This window comes from Pseudoalteromonas sp. (assembly GCF_041629635.1).
GTDB lineage: Bacteria > Pseudomonadota > Gammaproteobacteria > Enterobacterales > Alteromonadaceae > Pseudoalteromonas.
This window is the reverse complement of the sequence record NZ_JBFKMX010000082.1, coordinates 1-16,371: the sequence shown is the minus strand read 5'-3', so window position 1 is coordinate 16,371 and position 16,371 is coordinate 1. Positions and strand designations below refer to the sequence as shown.

General features: G+C 38.6%; 17 protein-coding genes. 8 read left to right on the top strand and 9 right to left on the bottom strand.

Going from position 1 to position 16,371, the window contains the following annotated elements:
• Positions 1-427: 427 nt before the first annotated feature.
• Positions 428-892: an RNA recognition motif domain-containing protein gene (locus tag ABYD77_RS12295; RefSeq protein WP_372770277.1), complete on the top strand. Its 465-nt coding sequence runs from the start codon at positions 428-430 to the stop codon at positions 890-892.
• Here ABYD77_RS12295 and murI read toward each other — a convergent pair.
• Positions 885-1,649 carry a glutamate racemase gene (murI, locus tag ABYD77_RS12290; RefSeq protein WP_372770276.1) on the bottom strand — a complete coding sequence of 255 codons (765 nt, stop codon included), beginning with the start codon at positions 1,647-1,649 and terminating at the stop codon, positions 885-887. The genes ABYD77_RS12295 and murI overlap by 8 nt on opposite strands.
• A gap of 72 nt (positions 1,650-1,721) precedes the next feature.
• Positions 1,722-2,837 (bottom strand): DUF5610 domain-containing protein, encoded by a 1,116-nt coding sequence (locus tag ABYD77_RS12285; protein WP_372770274.1) that lies wholly within the window; start codon positions 2,835-2,837, stop codon positions 1,722-1,724.
• A gap of 194 nt (positions 2,838-3,031) precedes the next feature.
• Between ABYD77_RS12285 and trmA the strand changes: the two genes are divergently transcribed.
• Positions 3,032-4,129: a tRNA (uridine(54)-C5)-methyltransferase TrmA gene (gene trmA, locus ABYD77_RS12280; RefSeq protein WP_372770272.1), complete on the top strand. Its 1,098-nt coding sequence runs from the start codon at positions 3,032-3,034 to the stop codon at positions 4,127-4,129.
• A gap of 9 nt (positions 4,130-4,138) precedes the next feature.
• Here the strand turns inward: trmA and fabR are convergent, their stop codons facing one another.
• Positions 4,139-4,759 (bottom strand): HTH-type transcriptional repressor FabR, encoded by a 621-nt coding sequence (gene fabR / locus ABYD77_RS12275; protein ID WP_274763650.1) that lies wholly within the window; start codon positions 4,757-4,759, stop codon positions 4,139-4,141.
• A gap of 126 nt (positions 4,760-4,885) precedes the next feature.
• On the opposite strand from fabR, the gene ABYD77_RS12270 reads away from it, so the two are divergent.
• From ABYD77_RS12270 to ABYD77_RS12260, 3 genes are all read left to right on the top strand, one after another.
• On the top strand, positions 4,886-6,022 hold the full coding sequence (locus ABYD77_RS12270; RefSeq protein WP_372770270.1) for a fatty acid desaturase: 1,137 nt from the start codon (positions 4,886-4,888) through the stop codon (positions 6,020-6,022).
• A gap of 17 nt (positions 6,023-6,039) precedes the next feature.
• Positions 6,040-7,461: a Si-specific NAD(P)(+) transhydrogenase gene (gene sthA, locus ABYD77_RS12265; protein ID WP_372770268.1), complete on the top strand. Its 1,422-nt coding sequence runs from the start codon at positions 6,040-6,042 to the stop codon at positions 7,459-7,461.
• A 133-nt stretch (positions 7,462-7,594) separates the two neighbouring features.
• The gene (locus ABYD77_RS12260) at positions 7,595-8,980 is read left to right on the top strand and encodes a TonB family protein (RefSeq protein WP_372770266.1); all 1,386 of its coding nucleotides are present in this window, start codon (positions 7,595-7,597) and stop codon (positions 8,978-8,980) included.
• Here the strand turns inward: ABYD77_RS12260 and nfi are convergent.
• Positions 8,964-9,626 carry a deoxyribonuclease V gene (nfi, locus tag ABYD77_RS12255; RefSeq protein ID WP_372770264.1) on the bottom strand — a complete coding sequence of 221 codons (663 nt, stop codon included), beginning with the start codon at positions 9,624-9,626 and terminating at the stop codon, positions 8,964-8,966. The two genes, ABYD77_RS12260 and nfi, sit on opposite strands and share 17 nt — an antisense overlap.
• 35 nt (positions 9,627-9,661) lie before the next feature.
• Entirely contained in the window at positions 9,662-10,729 is a 1,068-nt protein-coding gene (gene hemE / locus ABYD77_RS12250) for a uroporphyrinogen decarboxylase (protein WP_372770262.1), read from the bottom strand.
• Positions 10,730-11,163: 434 nt separating this feature from the next.
• Here hemE and rsd point away from each other — a divergent pair, with 434 nt between their 5' ends.
• On the top strand, positions 11,164-11,634 hold the full coding sequence (gene rsd / locus ABYD77_RS12245) for a sigma D regulator (RefSeq protein WP_372770260.1): 471 nt from the start codon (positions 11,164-11,166) through the stop codon (positions 11,632-11,634).
• Positions 11,635-11,646: 12 nt separating this feature from the next.
• On the opposite strand, the gene ABYD77_RS12240 is transcribed toward rsd, so the two are convergent.
• From ABYD77_RS12240 to fkpA, 3 genes are all read right to left on the bottom strand, one after another.
• Positions 11,647-12,225 (bottom strand): TetR/AcrR family transcriptional regulator, encoded by a 579-nt coding sequence (locus ABYD77_RS12240; RefSeq protein ID WP_372770258.1) that lies wholly within the window; start codon positions 12,223-12,225, stop codon positions 11,647-11,649.
• On the bottom strand, positions 12,226-13,680 hold the full coding sequence (locus ABYD77_RS12235) for a coniferyl aldehyde dehydrogenase (protein WP_372770256.1): 1,455 nt from the start codon (positions 13,678-13,680) through the stop codon (positions 12,226-12,228).
• A 128-nt stretch (positions 13,681-13,808) separates the two neighbouring features.
• Entirely contained in the window at positions 13,809-14,561 is a 753-nt protein-coding gene (fkpA, locus tag ABYD77_RS12230) for an FKBP-type peptidyl-prolyl cis-trans isomerase (protein ID WP_372770254.1), read from the bottom strand.
• A gap of 223 nt (positions 14,562-14,784) precedes the next feature.
• Between fkpA and ABYD77_RS12225 the strand changes: the two genes are divergently transcribed.
• Entirely contained in the window at positions 14,785-15,765 is a 981-nt protein-coding gene (locus ABYD77_RS12225) for a WD40 repeat domain-containing protein (RefSeq protein ID WP_372770252.1), read from the top strand.
• The gene (locus tag ABYD77_RS12220; protein WP_372770279.1) at positions 15,762-15,974 is read left to right on the top strand and encodes a SlyX family protein; all 213 of its coding nucleotides are present in this window, start codon (positions 15,762-15,764) and stop codon (positions 15,972-15,974) included. The genes ABYD77_RS12225 and ABYD77_RS12220 overlap by 4 nt, the downstream gene beginning before the upstream one ends.
• A gap of 25 nt (positions 15,975-15,999) precedes the next feature.
• On the opposite strand, the gene ABYD77_RS12215 is transcribed toward ABYD77_RS12220, so the two are convergent.
• The gene (locus ABYD77_RS12215) at positions 16,000-16,200 is read right to left on the bottom strand and encodes a YheV family putative zinc ribbon protein (protein ID WP_010562181.1); all 201 of its coding nucleotides are present in this window, start codon (positions 16,198-16,200) and stop codon (positions 16,000-16,002) included.
• Positions 16,201-16,371 lie beyond the last annotated feature (171 nt).

The window sequence follows — 16,371 nt, the reverse complement described above, 5'->3', positions numbered from 1 at the left end:
TGTTTGCCGCGACGCTTTGTCGCTGTTAGGGCTGCGTATGTTACGCTTTCCTATTTTTTTGTCAACACTTAATTTTGATTATTTTTAAAAACTTTCAAAACTTAGTTTTACTTGACTCAACCAACTCGTGATTCGCTGCTATGCTGCGTCGTTCCCCGTGTTGGTGGAGGCGCATTATAGAGAGATCCGAATTTGGATCAACCCCTATTTCAAACTTTTTTTAGTTTTTTGGATCGTTCGGGCGAAATATATACAAAACAGTCTATTTTTGTACGTTTTATATCATTCAAGGGGCTTTTTAAACTTAACTTAAATAAATTTCACCCTTTATTGCGCTGTTATTATTGCCTTGTCATTAAAGTAAGATAAGATAAGCATGAACATTTGTTAATTTTATGTTTAATTTGTGTAATTCGGAATCTTTAAAATGAGTTCATCGCAACAAAAATCATTAATAATAATTTTTATCGTATCTCTTATTGGCTACGCAGTAGCTCAGTTTGCATTATCATCAGTACTTACAAGTTCATCTTTAGCTATTGCCATTGGTATTTTCATTGGTGGTGTTATTGCAACTTTCTCTGCTAATGGGGCAACAGAAGAAAAAGAAGCAAGCAAATCTCTTTATGTGGGTAATTTACCTTATAAAGCAAACGAAGCGGTTGTTAGAGATTTATTTGAGCAGCACGGGAAGATCTTCTCAGTTCGCTTATTAAAGGATAAGCATACAGGTAAACGACGTGGCTTTGGCTTTGTCGAGGTAGCTGAGAAAGACGCTGATAAAATTATTTCTGCACTAAACGATAAAGAGTTTCAGCAACGTACTTTAAAAGTACGTGAAGCGAAGCAAAAATCTGACGAGAATGGTGCTATGGAAGGTAGTGCTAATTAGTAATTACCGTTATTGGTAATTTTGTCTGTTTAAAAGCAGCCGTGGCAAAATAGCTAACAGGCTGCTTTTTATTATCCAAAGCCATTACATTCTCCCCCAGTAAACTAATCACACGATTTGCAATTGCTTCACCTGAATCCAATAACGTTGTTTGAGGGTTGATATGCAGTTTGATTTCTTCAGCAATAATTGGAAAGTGTGTACAGCCCAATACTAATTGATCGATTTCTTTATCTATATATAAAGTATTTAACTCTTGCTCAAGTTGTTTTGAGTCTAGATCATTTTTCCAAAACTTTTGCTCGGCTAATTTCACAAGCTGACTTGAACCATATAAAGACACACTGCAAGAAGCTGCAAAATTTTTAACAAGACTTGCCGTATATTCGTTTGCAACTGTCGCTGGTGTCGCTAATACACCAATTTTTTTAGAAAGCGTTTTCTCTGCGGCGGGTTTGATAGCTGGCACGACACCCACAATTGGAAAGTTGAAATGCTGCCTTAAAATGTCGAGTGTTTGGGTACTTGCTGTATTACAGGCAATGACCAACAAATCAACTGGCTCGATTAGAGTTATAAAATGGCTGAGTAAGCTTGTAATTCTTTGTGTTAGAAATTCAAAGGACAGCTCACCATAAGGAAGGTACTTATTATCCATAAGATAACTAAGCTTGGCATGTGGTATTTTGTTTTGAATGTGTTCAAGTACCGATGTGCCACCAATACCAGAATCAAAAACTACAATATGTTTTGCCAAACTACCTGACCTAATATGTTATTAACTCGGGTAGTTTGCCATATATTTTCTAATTCTCAAGGTAAGCTATGCTTACTTTGCTTTTTCTTGCTTATTATTAAGCTGTTCAAAAAAGCTAGTGCTGTAATCTAATAAGCTTTCTTTACTCGCTTGTCGTTGATTAAGCCATGTTAGTAACTGCACCAACTGACTTTCAATATTAAGCGGCTTGGCTTTTTCATAGCTTTCTTCTAACCCTTCATTAATAGGTTCGAACTGTTTTGCTATTTCTCTACCTGGTTGTGCTGTTTGATATTCTCTAACACTCGCTCTTACTTCTGTTTGCTGTAAGTTCATCGACATTGAAACTAACTGAGCAGAGTCCAGATTCAATTTTTTAGCTTGTTCAAACGCTTCATCAAGTGAACCATTGAAAAATTCATTGCTTACTTTTTGCAAATCTGACATCAAATCATTGATCGCAGCAATTTCATCTTCATTTAAATCACCTTCTACTGAAAATGAATAAGCCTCTGAACTAGACTGAGAAGAAGCATAACTTAATGATTCACCGTCTTCAGTTTTACTATATGATAACTGCTCTGATGAATTGAACGCGCTATTATAAGTAAGCTTAATTACATCGCCTTCTGCGGTTTTAATTTCATAACTGGCGCCATTATCCAATTGATAATAATTTTGGCCATTAAATCCAGTAAGTGCTGATGCTTCTTTTTCAGGGTTGAAGATTGATTGTTCAAATTCGTCCAATCCATCAAAGATTAACTCTCGGCTTTTTTCAATGCCTTGTTCAATTTCATCGTTGTAGAGGTCACTGTCTTTCAGCTCTTCAACCGCTTCACCAATACCTTGCTCTACCCCTTTGCGGGCTTGCTCGAACATACTCGTTAGCTTGTTATTATCAGCACCATCGGCCTTAGCACCTAAAATAGCGCCTTTTACAAACGATAAAACATTTTTTGCGATCTCTTCAAAATTAAATAGATCTTCAGGTTTGGTAGGTTCCACTTTACTTTCAAATGGCATCGCTCCGATCATCTTTTGATAAGAGACCTGACTTGCAATCGTTAGTCGCTGCGACATTGTAAATACGTCTTTAGCTGACGCATTTTGTGCTATTTCATTTGGTTTCTGTTGAGAGAAACCATACTTGTTTTCGGGTTGATACCCCAATCCACCCACTTTCATAATCATTGCCTCCATTTCTGAATGTCTACTTATCGGCCAAATAGTGAGCAACTTAAGTATTAATTGTTAGATTTAACGGTCAGAATTTAACTTTTATTAAAGTAAGTATGTCACATTTTTTCTATGCTAAAACTGGACAAAGAAAAACCACACCCTAAAATAGCGCGACTCGCAAACATGAGGTTAAAAAGCATATGCCTGTAATTCAAATAGATACTTCACAATACGATGAGCAACTTTCGGAAAAAGCACAGCGTATTAGCCAACAATTCGCACAATTTAATGCACCAGAGTTAGAAGTATTTGCATCTGCACCTAAACATTACAGACAACGTGCTGAGTTTCGCGTATGGCATGAAGATGAAGATTTATTTCATATTATGTTTGATCCCGAAACAAAAGAAAAAATAAGAGTTGATCAGTTTGATCCTGCAGCTCCGCTTATTTGCGAGTTAATGCCACGCTTGTTGGAATGCTTAAAGCCAAATGAAATTTTGCGCAGAAAGTTATTTCAAATCGATTACCTATCTACGCTAAGCGGTCAAATCTTAGTAAGTCTGATTTATCATAAGCAACTTGATGATGAATGGCTTAACGAAGTAACTAAGCTTAAAGCTGAGTTAAGTAAAGAATTTAACATCGATTTCATTGGCCGCGCTCGCAAGCAAAAAATTGTCCTTGGTGAAGAGTATGTGATTGAAAAGCTCAATGTGGATAATCGCGAGCTTGTTTATCAGCAAGTTGAAAATAGCTTTACCCAACCAAACGCTAAATTAAATGAGCAAATGCTTGAATGGGCAATTGACGTATCAAAACCGCTTGAAAATGATTTACTTGAACTTTATTGCGGCAATGGCAACTTCTCAATTGCATTAGCCCCAAGCTTCAATCGCGTGCTGGCAACTGAAATTTCTAAATCGTCTGTAAAATCAGCACAATTTAATATCGCTGAAAATAAAGTCGATAACCTCGATATTATTCGCATGTCGAGTGAAGAATTCACCATCGCGATGAACGGTGAAAAAGAATTTTCTCGCTTAAATGGAATTGATTTAAAAAGTTACAACTGCCAAAGCATTTTAGTTGACCCACCACGTGCTGGTTTAGATAAAGACACCACAAACTTAGTGCAGGGCTATGACAATATTATTTATATTTCATGTAACCCAGATACGCTAGAACGAGATCTCCAACAATTAACAGAAACGCATAACATTGAGCGATTTGCTATTTTTGACCAATTTCCATATACCCACCATATTGAATCGGGTGTGTTTTTAACGCGTAAATAAAAAAAGCAGCTATTTAGCTGCTTTTTTTTCTTTGGTATAACTTGAAGCCCCTTTGGCAATATAACGCAACTGCCAAATAATTCGTTCGGTAAGCTGATCTCGTTGTGGCTTAGTTAAATCAAGCGCCTCAGCTCCCGCATTAAATACCAGAGTCACCATGGCTTCAGCTTGAATGTATGCATGATTCGCATCGCATCCTGTTTCATTTTCTAAATAATGAGCAAGCTCTAAAATAAAGTGCTTAATCTCACGGGCAACAGCTGCCCTAAATGCTTTAGACGTACCTGAGCGCTCACGCAATAGTAATCGAAATTGGTTACTCGACTGATCAATAAACTCCATAAAGGTTAGTACAGAGATATTAATAATACTGCCGCCACTTTCGATACGTCGACGCGCTTGACGCATTAACTGGCGCAACATTAAGCCAGCTTCATCAACTAAGGTTAAACCTAGTTCATTCATGTCTTTAAAGTGACGATAAAAAGATGTTGGCGCAATCCCTGCCTCACGAGCAACTTCGCGCAAGCTTAAATTAGAAAAGCTATGCTCAGCACTCAATTGATTAAACGCTGCATCGATTAACGCTTGTCTCGTCTTTTCTTTTTGTTGTGCACGAATACCCGACATACATCCCCCATAAATTTTGCATGCAGTTTAACACAGAAAAATTATTTATGAATTTTGTCGATTTCACTTGATAAAAAAGCGATATAAAACTATTTTAGCGTACAAGTGTACGCTGAGATTTTATGTATGAAAAAACCACCCATTATTTGGCTTAATACCCTCTTTTTTACCATCACCTTTCTAGCAGCAATAACCCTTGTTCCATGGTATGGATTTACCTATGGCTTCAGCACTTCAAATTGGATTGCGTTTGTTGCTTGTATGTTTTACTGCGGACTGTCGATAACCGCAGGCTATCATCGCTTATGGGCCCACAAAACCTACGAATCACATCCTGTCGTTGAATTTATTTTTGCTATTGGTGGTGCTTTTTCTGTTCAAAATAGCGCTTTACATTGGAGCTCTGATCACCGCTTGCATCATAGTAAGGTTGATGACCCAGATAAAGACCCTTATGCAGCGACTCGAGGCTTTTGGTACAGCCATATTGGCTGGATGCTGCGTGAGTACCAAGCATATCGATATACCGATTATTCAAACTGTCGCGATTTACAAAAAAACCGTATTGTGATGTGGCAGCACAAACACTACCTTGCTCTTACTCTTATCACTAACTTCGGTATTCCATTATTACTTGGTTTGCTATTTGGCAATGTATGGGGAATGTTGTTACTAGCTGGATTACTGCGCTTGGTACTGAGCCAACACTTTACCTTTTTCATAAATTCACTGGCACATATTTGGGGTTCTCGCCCATATACAGAATCTAATACTGCCAGAGATAATGGCTTTTTAGCACTTTTAACTTATGGCGAGGGCTACCATAATTTCCATCATATTTTTGCTTCTGATTATCGTAATGGTATCCGATGGTGGCATTACGATCCGACAAAATGGTTGATAAAATCGCTTTCATTAGTTGGGCTGGCTTCTAAGTTACGTAAAACACCGCAAGAGATAATCGAGCGAGCTAAAGCTGCAACGTTAATGGAGCGAACTAAGCAAACATTACTTAAAAAAGAAGCTAGTCATAAGCAACTAGATAAATTGCAAAATGAGTATGAGTTGTTATTAAGTAAATTGCAGCACTATTATAAGGTAAGAAAGCGTCTATTAGAGATGCGTAAAAATAAAGTGATCAAGCAATGCGAGCAATCACAGCTTAAAAAGCAGTATAATGAAATAAAAGCGTCTTTAATTAACCAACAACAGCATTGGTTAGCGTTAAATAAAGCCTTAATAAAAGGGCTCGCAACAAACTAGTTAAAGGAACACTCTCTGTGACAAAGAAACAAGCGATAAAAAAACAGTATGATTACGACGCCATAATCATAGGTACTGGCCCAGGTGGTGAAGGTACAGCAATGAATCTTGCCAAAAGCGGTAAGCGAGTTGCTGTTGTTGAAAAACAACCTAAAGTAGGTGGCGGTTGTGCGCACTGGGGCACAATTCCTTCAAAAGCACTGCGTCATTCAGTTAGTCGCTTAATCGAGTTTAACTCAAACCCGCTATTTAATTCTCAAGCTCACAGAGAGCGCATGACCTACCCTGATATTTTAGATCATGCGAGTAATGTGATTTCAAAACAGGTCAATCTGCGTACCAGCTTTTATGACCGAAATCGCATTACGCTTATTCATGGCGAAGCAAGCTTTGTTGATAACCACACCATTTCAATTCAAAAAGACGACGGCAGTCAGGAAACTTTAACGGCACAGACCATAGTAATTGCTACAGGTTCGCGCCCATATCGACCTGCTGAAATTGACTTCAATCACAAGCGTGTTTATGACAGTGATACAATTTTAGGGCTTAAGCACGACCCACGTCATATCATTATTTATGGTGCAGGTGTCATTGGCTGTGAATACGCTTCTATTTTTCGCGGCTTAGGCGCCAAAGTTGATTTAATTAATACACGTGATCGCCTTCTCGCTTTTCTTGATGCCGAAACATCTGACTCACTTAGCTACCACTTTTGGAACAGTGGTATTTTAATTCGTCATAATGAAGAGTTTAAGAAAGTAGAAACACGTGATGATTGCGTTATAGTTCACATGCAATCTGGCAAAAAAATGCAAGCCGATTGTTTACTCTTTGCAAATGGTCGTACAGGTAACACAGACAAACTAAATTTATCGGCGATTGGGTTAACATCTGATAGTCGTGGTAATTTAAAAGTGAATGAAAATTACCAAACAGAAGTCGATAACGTCTATGCTGTTGGCGACGTAATTGGTTACCCAAGCCTTGCCAGTGCCGCATTTGATCAAGGCCGTATTGCTGCAGATGCAATTACCACCGGCGAATGTAATAAAAAGCTGATCCGCGATATTCCAAGTGGTATTTATACCATTCCAGAAATTAGCTCTGTTGGTCGTTCTGAACAAGAACTTACCGCTGCTAAAGTGCCATATGAAGTTGGCCGAGCTCAATTTAAACACCTGGCGCGTGCACAAATTGCAGGCACCGAAGTAGGTAGTTTAAAAATACTATTCCACATTGAAACCAAAGAAATTTTAGGTATTCATGTGTTTGGTGAGCGTGCTGCGGAAATCATCCACATTGGTCAGGCAGTAATGGAGCAAAAAAATGGCGGCAACAACATAGAATACTTTGTTAATACCACATTTAACTACCCAACAATGGCAGAAGCTTACCGAGTAGCTGCGCTTAATGGTTTGAATCGCTTGATTAAATAAAGCGAAATGGCACTTTATGACGAGCTTATTACAAACCTTCACATAAAGTGCCGATTTTTTAAACTAACGCTTGTGATCGTGTAAAATTATTGTAAACTTAATAACCTAAAACAATAATAATAGGCTGTTAAGTATGAAAAACCCCACTCTATTACTTGCCTCAGCGCTATCTTTGTTTTCTGTAAGCTGTTTTGCGGATTATTCGACTGCTAAATATTATGAAAAACAGGGAAATGTTGAGAAATATGTAGCTGAATTAAACAAGATTGCAAAATTAGGGCATGTGAATGCACAATTTGATCTTGCAACAGCCTATCTCAATGGTCAGGGTATCGAAAAAGATATTAATAAAGCTTATGCTTGGTATCTTATAGCTAAAGATTACGGCCATCCTCAAGCGCAAGAAAAATACCGTAGTTTACGTAAAGAAGTGCCATCTCGCCGCGAAGCGAAAGAAACCTACATTGAGTTAAAAGCGATGTATGGTAAGCAGCTTCATGACTTACGTTATGCACCTATTGCAAAACACACTAACTTTTTCCCGGAACGTGCAAAAATAATTGAACGTGTTGAACCTGATATTGACAACAATACACGTTCAGGTTCAAAAGCTTGGGTAACTATTGGTTATAATGTCAACGAAAGTGGGGTCGTTGAAGATAGTCGTATTCTTGCATCATTTCCAAAAGGTATTATTGATGAGCTTGCATTAGAAGCAGTAAATGAATGGAAGTTTGAGCCTGATATCAGCCCAACAGGGGAACCTCGTCGTATTTTCGATTTAGTAACTTCATTTACACTCGGCTCTGATAACAGCAAGGTAAACCGTGAATTTCAGCGTTCGTTAGACGAATACAAAGAAAAACTTCTCGCACTTGCCAATAAAGGAAATAGCGTTGCGCAAAATCGTTATGCCTTAATGCTTGAGCATGGTGTTATTGAGAAATCATCAGAAAATGAACATATTGATTGGTATTATAAAGCTGCTATTAATGGCAACCATGATGCACAAATGAGATTAATGCATTGCTTCTCAAATGGCGAAGGCTGCCAACCTGATGAAGAAAAAGCATTTAATTGGTTAGAACTTGCCTCTGAATCTGGTAACGAGCGTGCTCAGTATCAATTAGCCATGACTATGCTGAATTACAGTAGCATTCATTATGATGTACACACAGCAGCGAAAATTTTAAAAACAGCAGCTCATAACCAGTATCTTCCAGCAATGATTGAGTATTCACGCTTACTCGCGTTTTCGGATGTTGCTGAACTTCGTGATGCACAAAGTGCTATCAAGTACGCTGAACTTGCTCGTGCAATAGATAACAATCACCCTGTCTTATTGTCTGTGCTAGGTTCGGCACATTCAGAGCTTGGTCGTGTTCAAGAAGGTCAATTAATGCTGCAACAAGCGCTTAATGAAGCGAATAACCGTAGTTGGCCTGCACAAAACTACATTAAGCTTATCGAATTAAGTGAAGCTTCAATGATGGCAGACAGAACTACAGACTCTTACTAAGCTTGTCTGCAAGCCTTGTTGGTTCAGGTAAGCGAAACTTAGTAATACACTCAAGAGCAAGCGATAACGCTTGCTCTTTTGTTATCAGATGCCCAGGCGAGATAAAGAGCGCTTTTACATTTGTTCTTGAGCGCACCACATATCCACAGTGCTGGCCTCGCACAACTAAATCAGTCGTAGCCCCCTTAAACTGTTCAGGCTCGTTATAATCACCTATCAAACAACTTTTTGCGATACCAATAGTTGGCATATTGAGTACCACACCAACATGGCTAGCAATACCAAGACCTAAAGGGTGCGCTACTCCTTGACCATCAAACATCAATAAATCAGGACGCTTTACAAGTTTTTCTAATGCCTTTAATACAACCTCACCTTCTCGAAAGCTTAAAACGCCTGGGATATAAGGAATTACTGTTGGCGATTCATGGACAACTTGTTCTACTAAACGAAGCGATGGATATTCCAGCAAAACAACCGCTGCTCGGGTTGTTTTACCACTGTTTGGAAATGCGACATCAATACCAGCGATGTACTTTATATCACCTTGAAAAGATGAGATAACTACTTGCTTGGCTAGCTGCTGTTGAATTTCTTTGGCCTTAGCTACGCTGCCGGGCCAAATAATATCGTTGTAATTCGCCATAAAGAAAAAAGCCTTGCGGATGCAAGGCTCTTAAATTAATTGTTGTGGTACTGTTTACTTAGTTCACCAACCGAGTTGATGAAAACACCTGCATTTTCAGGGTCAACATCTGGCGTAATACCATGACCTAAGTTGAATACATGGCCAGAGCCGTTACCATAACCTTCTAGAATACGTTGTACTTCTTGTCGGATGCGCTCAGGTGTGCCATGTAACATTGCAGGATCCATATTACCTTGCAGCGCTACTTTATCACCAATACGGCGACGCGCATCAGCAATATCTACAGTCCAATCTAAACCAACCGCGTCACAGCCTGTCGCTGCAATTGCTTCTAAGTTTAAACCACCATTTTTAGTAAATAGCGTTACTGGTACTTTGCGACCATCATATTCACGGATCAAGCCATCCACGATTTTCTGCATATAAGTTAATGAGAACTCGTTATAGTCACGTGGCGATAACACACCACCCCAAGAGTCAAATACCATTAGGGATTGTGCACCCGCTTTAATCTGTGCATTTAAATAACTGATTACAGAATCTGCTAGTTTATCTAGTAGCATATGTAAGATTTCAGGCTCAGAGAAAGCCATTTTCTTAATCTTGCCAAATGTTTTGCTACTGCCACCTTCAATCATATAAGTCGCTAGCGTCCATGGCGAGCCAGAGAAACCGATTAACGGAACTTCACCATTAAGTTCACGGCGAATAGTTCTTACAGCATTCATTACATAACCCAATTCATCTTCTGGATCAGGAATCGGTAAGTTAACAACATCTGCCATTGATTGGATTGGGCGTTCAAATTTTGGACCTTCACCGGTTTCGAAGTAAAGGCCTAATCCCATCGCATCTGGAATAGTTAAAATATCACTAAAAAGAATTGCCGCATCTAATGGGTAGCGACGCAGTGGTTGCAGTGTTACTTCACATGCTAACTCTGCATTTTTACATAAGCTCATAAAGTCACCAGCTTGCGCTCTCGTAGCTCGATATTCTGGTAAATAACGTCCAGCTTGACGCATCATCCATACAGGTGTTTGGTCAACTGGTTGCTTTAATAGCGCACGTAAATAACGATCGTTCTTTAATTCACTCATGTTAGTGTAAAACCTAAAAATTATAACTGGCAGAATTGTATCATTATGAACGCCAAGTAACTATGCGAAAGATCAAGCCCTACCACACTAAAAAGGTATTTATTTCGCTTTTTAAGTGTATTTTGTATTTAACCTCTCATTTCGCAATAATTAATGTTGTTAAAATGAAAGCAATTTGTTATAAAAAGAATACAAAAATAAGAACTTGAATCAATCAAGTCTGAAAAAGTTTTATAACCACCCTCTGGGTGGTTTTTCTTTTATATGCACTTTTAAACCTTAAACTCCGCTTATAATCACAAATCAGTATATCCACAATTCTCTTTATTATTAAATAGTTACAATTATCAGTATCAAAAATGTTAAAAATTAGTTGATCTTTCCGCCAGATTTCATTGTTATAGAAATTAGTTTGAAGTAAAGGGACACAATTTATGCTTAAGAGTTTAGAAAAAGCGAAACAAGAATGGGGCGGCTCACACTCAGCCATTGATAGCTGGTTGCAAGAGCGCCAGGAGTTACTTGTAATTTATTGCAAACTTGCAGGCTTACCTCCCTATGAACGAAGCGACCAAGCACTACCTAAGAAAAATGAAATCCTTGAATTTTGTCAGATCTTAATGGATTACCTCTCTGCTGGTCATTTTGAAATTTATGACAATCTAGTGAAAGCTTGTGCTGAAAAAGGCCCAAATAGTCTAAAGTTAGCTCAATCACTTTATCCGCAAATATCAGCATCGACTGATATCGCATTGAGCTTTAATGATGATTACGCTAATGCGAAGGAAGACAGCTTACTACCTAATTTTGATGAAGATTTATCAACTCTAGGTCAAGCGTTAGAACAACGTTTTGAGCTCGAAGACGAACTAATCGAAAATTTGTATACGCATCACACAGATTAAAAAAGGCGTAAATTACGCCTTTTTGTTTATTTGATGCTGTAAACCAAATAAGCAGGTATTAAAGCTAAGATCAACCAACTCACTGTTAGCATTCAAATTGTGTTCAATCAGATAGTTCACTGTATTTAACAAACTTTGCTGAATATGCATCGCAATATAATCTGTTGGTAAATTAATAAATGCACCTACAGCTTTTTGCTTTTCGATAAATACGATTAAAAAAGAAAACACATTGTTTAACACACTGCTTTTAAATGACGGATCCACCCAAGGACTAGAGTAATAAATACCAAAAAATGCCATTTTTTCTGGATTTGTTAACCCCCAAGTTATTACTTTTCGCCATAAAACTAGTGCTTGCTCGCTACTTTCAATTGCACCCGACAAGGCTAAATCTGTAACCAAAGCTTCTTTTAAATATAAATAAAGGGCTTCCACCAGCTCTTTTTTATTTGCAAAGTGATGAAACAAAGTGCCAGTCGCCACCCCTGCATGCTTGGTAATACTAGCCGTCGATGTTTCCGATATACCTTGCTCAACAAACAAGACTAACGCTGCATCCAGTAACTTTTGTTTCTTTGATATAGCCATTTAACGAACAAACAACTTTGAAAGCAGCGATAAAGCTAGCTTTTTAGATTGTAAAATAAGTTTCACTCGGGGAAGCCACAGCGGCGTTTTTAAAACAGTTCGTTTATGACAAAACGTATCAAATCCTTCAGGGCCATGGTAATTACCTAAACCTGACTCTCCAATGCCACCAAATGGAGCATCATCAGCGCCTACATGCATCAAGGTATCATTAACACAAACGCCACCACTGTGTGTTTGCTCTAATATAGCTTCTACCTCTGACGTATCTTGCGACATTATGTAAAGCGCCAGAGGCCTTTCTTTACTGTTAATATAATCAATCGCATTCGTAACTTCGTCGTACACCAGTACAGGTAATAGGGGGCCAAAAATCTCTGATTTGCAAACCTCCATAGTATCATCAACGTTGGTTAATAATTGTGGTGGTATTACCCTATTTTTAACATCAATCTCATAGCCTATTGGCGCAAATACATCAGCTCCTTTTGCTTTTGCATCTTCGAGCATTGACTGCAAACGAACAAACTGCGCCTCATTGATTATCGCGCCATATTCCTCGCTAAATTTTTGATGATCATAAAGTGCCGCAAAACGAGTTAGATAAGCTTGGCAAAATGCTTGAAGTTGAACTCTCTCTATAAGAACATAATCTGGGGCGACACAAATTTGCCCTGCGTTGACTGATTTACCTAAAATAATTGCATCAGCCGCTTGTTCTAAATTAGCATTTGCAGTTATCACTACTGGCGATTTGCCGCCAAGCTCTAATGTTGTTGGTACCAAACGCTCTGCGCAAGATTTAGCAACCAACTTGCCTACACTTGTTGAACCTGTGAAAAAAACATGGTCAAACGGTAATTGAGTAAATTCAGATGCAACCTCTGGTCCGCCTTCAATCACCACCACACTGTCTTGCAATGAATTAAAAATTTTTCTGATAATCGAATTTGTATGCGGCGTATATTCGCTGAGCTTAACCATTACTTTATTACCTGCAGCAAGCGCAGTAACAATAGGGCCAATACTTAAAAACACAGGGAAGTTCCAGGGCACAACGACCCCTACTACACCTTTTGCTTGTTTATAAACATAAATAGATGATGGTGCCAACAATAGCCCTGCACGCCGCCTCTCTGGTTTTAACCAAGATTTGAGGTGTTTTAAAGTGTAATTTAGATGCTGTACGCTCGGTAATATATCCGCCATTAAGCTGTCGAAATTTGGCCGTTTACCATAGTCTGCATTAAGTGCACTAAGCAGTTGTTCTCTATTTGCTAAAAGTGCTGACTTTAATTCTAGGATTACTTGCTTACGCTCTGAATAGGAAGGTTGTTTATTAGCATTATAAGCCAACTTCAACTGTGCAAAAGCAGCATTTAGCTGTTCCAAAAAACTCTGTGAAGATTGCACATCTTCAGCAGTATCTATTTTATCAAGAATAGGCGAGCTCATATTGCATCCTAGTGTTAAATACACAAAACCGACTGATTAGTCGGTTTAATTTAGAGCAATAATTCTACAAATGCAAATAAAAAAGCCACCTAATAAGGTGGCTTAAAAAATAACATTTATTTTAAAAATTATTCAGATGCAGCTTCTTTTTCAGCTTCAGGCTGAACCACTTTTAAAAGCTCAACTTCAAAAATAAGCGTTGAATTAGCAGGGATCTTACCAAGGTCACGCTCACCATATGCAAGTTCTGAAGGGATGAAAAACTTGAATTTTGAACCTTCAGCCATTAGCTGAACACCTTCAGTCCAACCTTTAATTACACGATTTAGTGGGAAAGTAATTGGCTCACCGTGCGAGTAAGAGCTATCGAACTCAGTCCCGTCAATCAATGTGCCTTTATAGTGCACTTCAACAGTATCTGTTGCTAAAGGCTTTTTACCTTCACCCTGTGATAGTACTTCATACTGTAGACCAGAATCTGTCGTTACTACGCCTTCTTTCTTTGCATTTTCAGCTAAGAAAGCAACGCCTTGCGCTTTAACTTCTTCTGCTTTTGCTTGTGCTGCAGCCTGCTGCTTTTCAGCAAAGTCAGTATTTAGTTTTGTTAGAAGCTCTTTAATTTCTTCTTCAGTTAACTTTGAATTACCAGCTAGTGATTCTTCTAGACCTGCAATGATTAACTTTTTGTCTAACACAAAACCCATTTCAGTTTTGCCTTCAAGGTCTTTCTTTAAAAAGTCACCAATTGAAGCGCCAAGACCATATGCTTGTTTTTGTACTTCGGTCTCTAGTTTCACTTCAGCTTTAGGAGCTTCTTTGTTACATGCAGCAAGCGCAAGCACTGATGCAGCAACAAATGAAAGTTTAAATACTTTTTTCATTTTTTTCTCCGGCAAATAAAATGCCTTTTATCTACAATTATCTAAGTTAAAATTAAATGAGTTACATGATAGGCTGACAAACATCAATGTAAAACACAAAAATGACGGCAAAGACGCATACTTGAGACAACGCCGATAATAATTATCTGTAACTACCTTGTTCTCAAAACTCGTCCTAGTCTAACCTCTCATAGCCCAAGAGTTAAGGAAAATTAGATTAAAAATGAAGCCAAATAGCCTAATATTGATACTTTTCATGCTCCTCACCTTAACGGCCTGTGATAACTCGAACGTAATACCTAATAATGCCCAAGAACATGCTGTGCAAGGCAGTTATGCCGCAGCATTAAATAACAACGGTACCTTAGCAATCACCTCATCGATTAATCATGGCATATCAGTATGGAACCTAAATGATAACGCACTGCTTTACCAGTGGAGCCACCAGCAAGATACCGATAACCTTGTGCTGGCTATAGACATCAGTGATGATGATAAGTTCGCTGTGACCGCCGATCGCACTAATTTTGCAGTTTGGAGTTTAGAAAGTGGCGAAAACATCGGATTTTGGAAAATCCAAGAGTCCAGTATTCGTGATATCGCTATTAGCAACAATGGTCGCTATGTACTTTATGGTCGTGGCGATGGCAAAGTCATTCACGTAGATTTAAACAGTGGCCGACGTATTGAATTTTTAGGCCATACAGAAAAAGTGAATGCGGTTGATTTATCTCCGAATGGTTATTACGCGCTTACTGGGGCCAACGATTACACAGCTTACCTTTGGGATACTCGCAGTGCACAAGTAATCCACCGTTTTACGCACCCAAGTCGCGTTACTCAAGTGGCTCTTGATCGCGAAGGGCGTAAAGCATTTACTGCAGACAGCAAAAAACAAGCAAGCATTTGGGACCTGCAAAACGGTTCTCAAATTGCTAATTTGCAATTTCATGCAAGGCAAAAAGTATTTAGTGCTGTGCGTTTTAATAAAGACACATCATTGCTTGTTACCGGTTCACCGGCTCGTACTATTGCCTTATGGGATACATCGAGTGGTAAACAACTCAAAACTTGGCAGGTAGCACCTCGCCAAGACTCACGCCCTAAATCAGCAGTAGTATATGACATCGCTTTTAGCGATAATGACACCATAATTAGTGAAAGTTCTAACGGTTTATCTGAAACATGGCAAATGAACAAATAAATAGTCTTGAAGCGCGTATTACCGAGCTTGAAATGAAAGTTGCGTACCAAGATGAAACAATTGATATTTTGAATGACGAGCTAAAGCAGCACCAACTTGCAATGGCTAAAATGTCTCGTCAAATTGAACTGGTAGGCGAAAAGTTAAAAGAGATGAAACCATCTTCGGTAGTCAGTCAAGAGCTCGAAACGCCCCCACCACATTACTAAAACGCTCTAACCTATTTAAGCCTGATTACTCAGGCTTAAATACACCTATAACTTGCTCGAACTGGCGCGTAGACGCCTGCACTTGACCTTCAGCCTGCGTCATTGTGTGACCACATTCAACACATTCAACTTTCTCAACATCCATTTCTTTATAAAGCATCATAGTGTCTTGCTTTTTACATTCAGGACAAGTTGCACCTGCAATAAAACGTTTTTTCTGTTTCATAGTTTTCAATTATTCCCAATGTTGATAGCCCGATTTTAACAAACAACACTGATTACTTGATATACTAGCGCAAGAAAAGTTTTCAAATTGCTGTTAGTACATGATCCAAATTTCTAATCTCGAATTATTACGCGGTGGCAAACCACTGCTTAAAGAAGCAAACGCAACACT

Coding starts and splice junctions, on each gene's coding strand:
- ABYD77_RS12295 (WP_372770277.1), top strand. CDS start 428: ATGAGTTCATCGCAACAAAAATCATTAATAATAATTTTTATCGTATCT.
- ABYD77_RS12285 (WP_372770274.1), bottom strand. CDS start 2,837: ATGAAAGTGGGTGGATTGGGGTATCAACCCGAAAACAAGTATGGTTTC.
- trmA (WP_372770272.1), top strand. CDS start 3,032: ATGCCTGTAATTCAAATAGATACTTCACAATACGATGAGCAACTTTCG.
- fabR (WP_274763650.1), bottom strand. CDS start 4,759: ATGTCGGGTATTCGTGCACAACAAAAAGAAAAGACGAGACAAGCGTTA.
- ABYD77_RS12270 (WP_372770270.1), top strand. CDS start 4,886: ATGAAAAAACCACCCATTATTTGGCTTAATACCCTCTTTTTTACCATC.
- ABYD77_RS12260 (WP_372770266.1), top strand. CDS start 7,595: ATGAAAAACCCCACTCTATTACTTGCCTCAGCGCTATCTTTGTTTTCT.
- nfi (WP_372770264.1), bottom strand. CDS start 9,626: ATGGCGAATTACAACGATATTATTTGGCCCGGCAGCGTAGCTAAGGCC.
- hemE (WP_372770262.1), bottom strand. CDS start 10,729: ATGAGTGAATTAAAGAACGATCGTTATTTACGTGCGCTATTAAAGCAA.
- rsd (WP_372770260.1), top strand. CDS start 11,164: ATGCTTAAGAGTTTAGAAAAAGCGAAACAAGAATGGGGCGGCTCACAC.
- ABYD77_RS12240 (WP_372770258.1), bottom strand. CDS start 12,225: ATGGCTATATCAAAGAAACAAAAGTTACTGGATGCAGCGTTAGTCTTG.
- ABYD77_RS12235 (WP_372770256.1), bottom strand. CDS start 13,680: ATGAGCTCGCCTATTCTTGATAAAATAGATACTGCTGAAGATGTGCAA.
- fkpA (WP_372770254.1), bottom strand. CDS start 14,561: ATGAAAAAAGTATTTAAACTTTCATTTGTTGCTGCATCAGTGCTTGCG.
- ABYD77_RS12225 (WP_372770252.1), top strand. CDS start 14,785: ATGAAGCCAAATAGCCTAATATTGATACTTTTCATGCTCCTCACCTTA.
- ABYD77_RS12215 (WP_010562181.1), bottom strand. CDS start 16,200: ATGAAACAGAAAAAACGTTTTATTGCAGGTGCAACTTGTCCTGAATGT.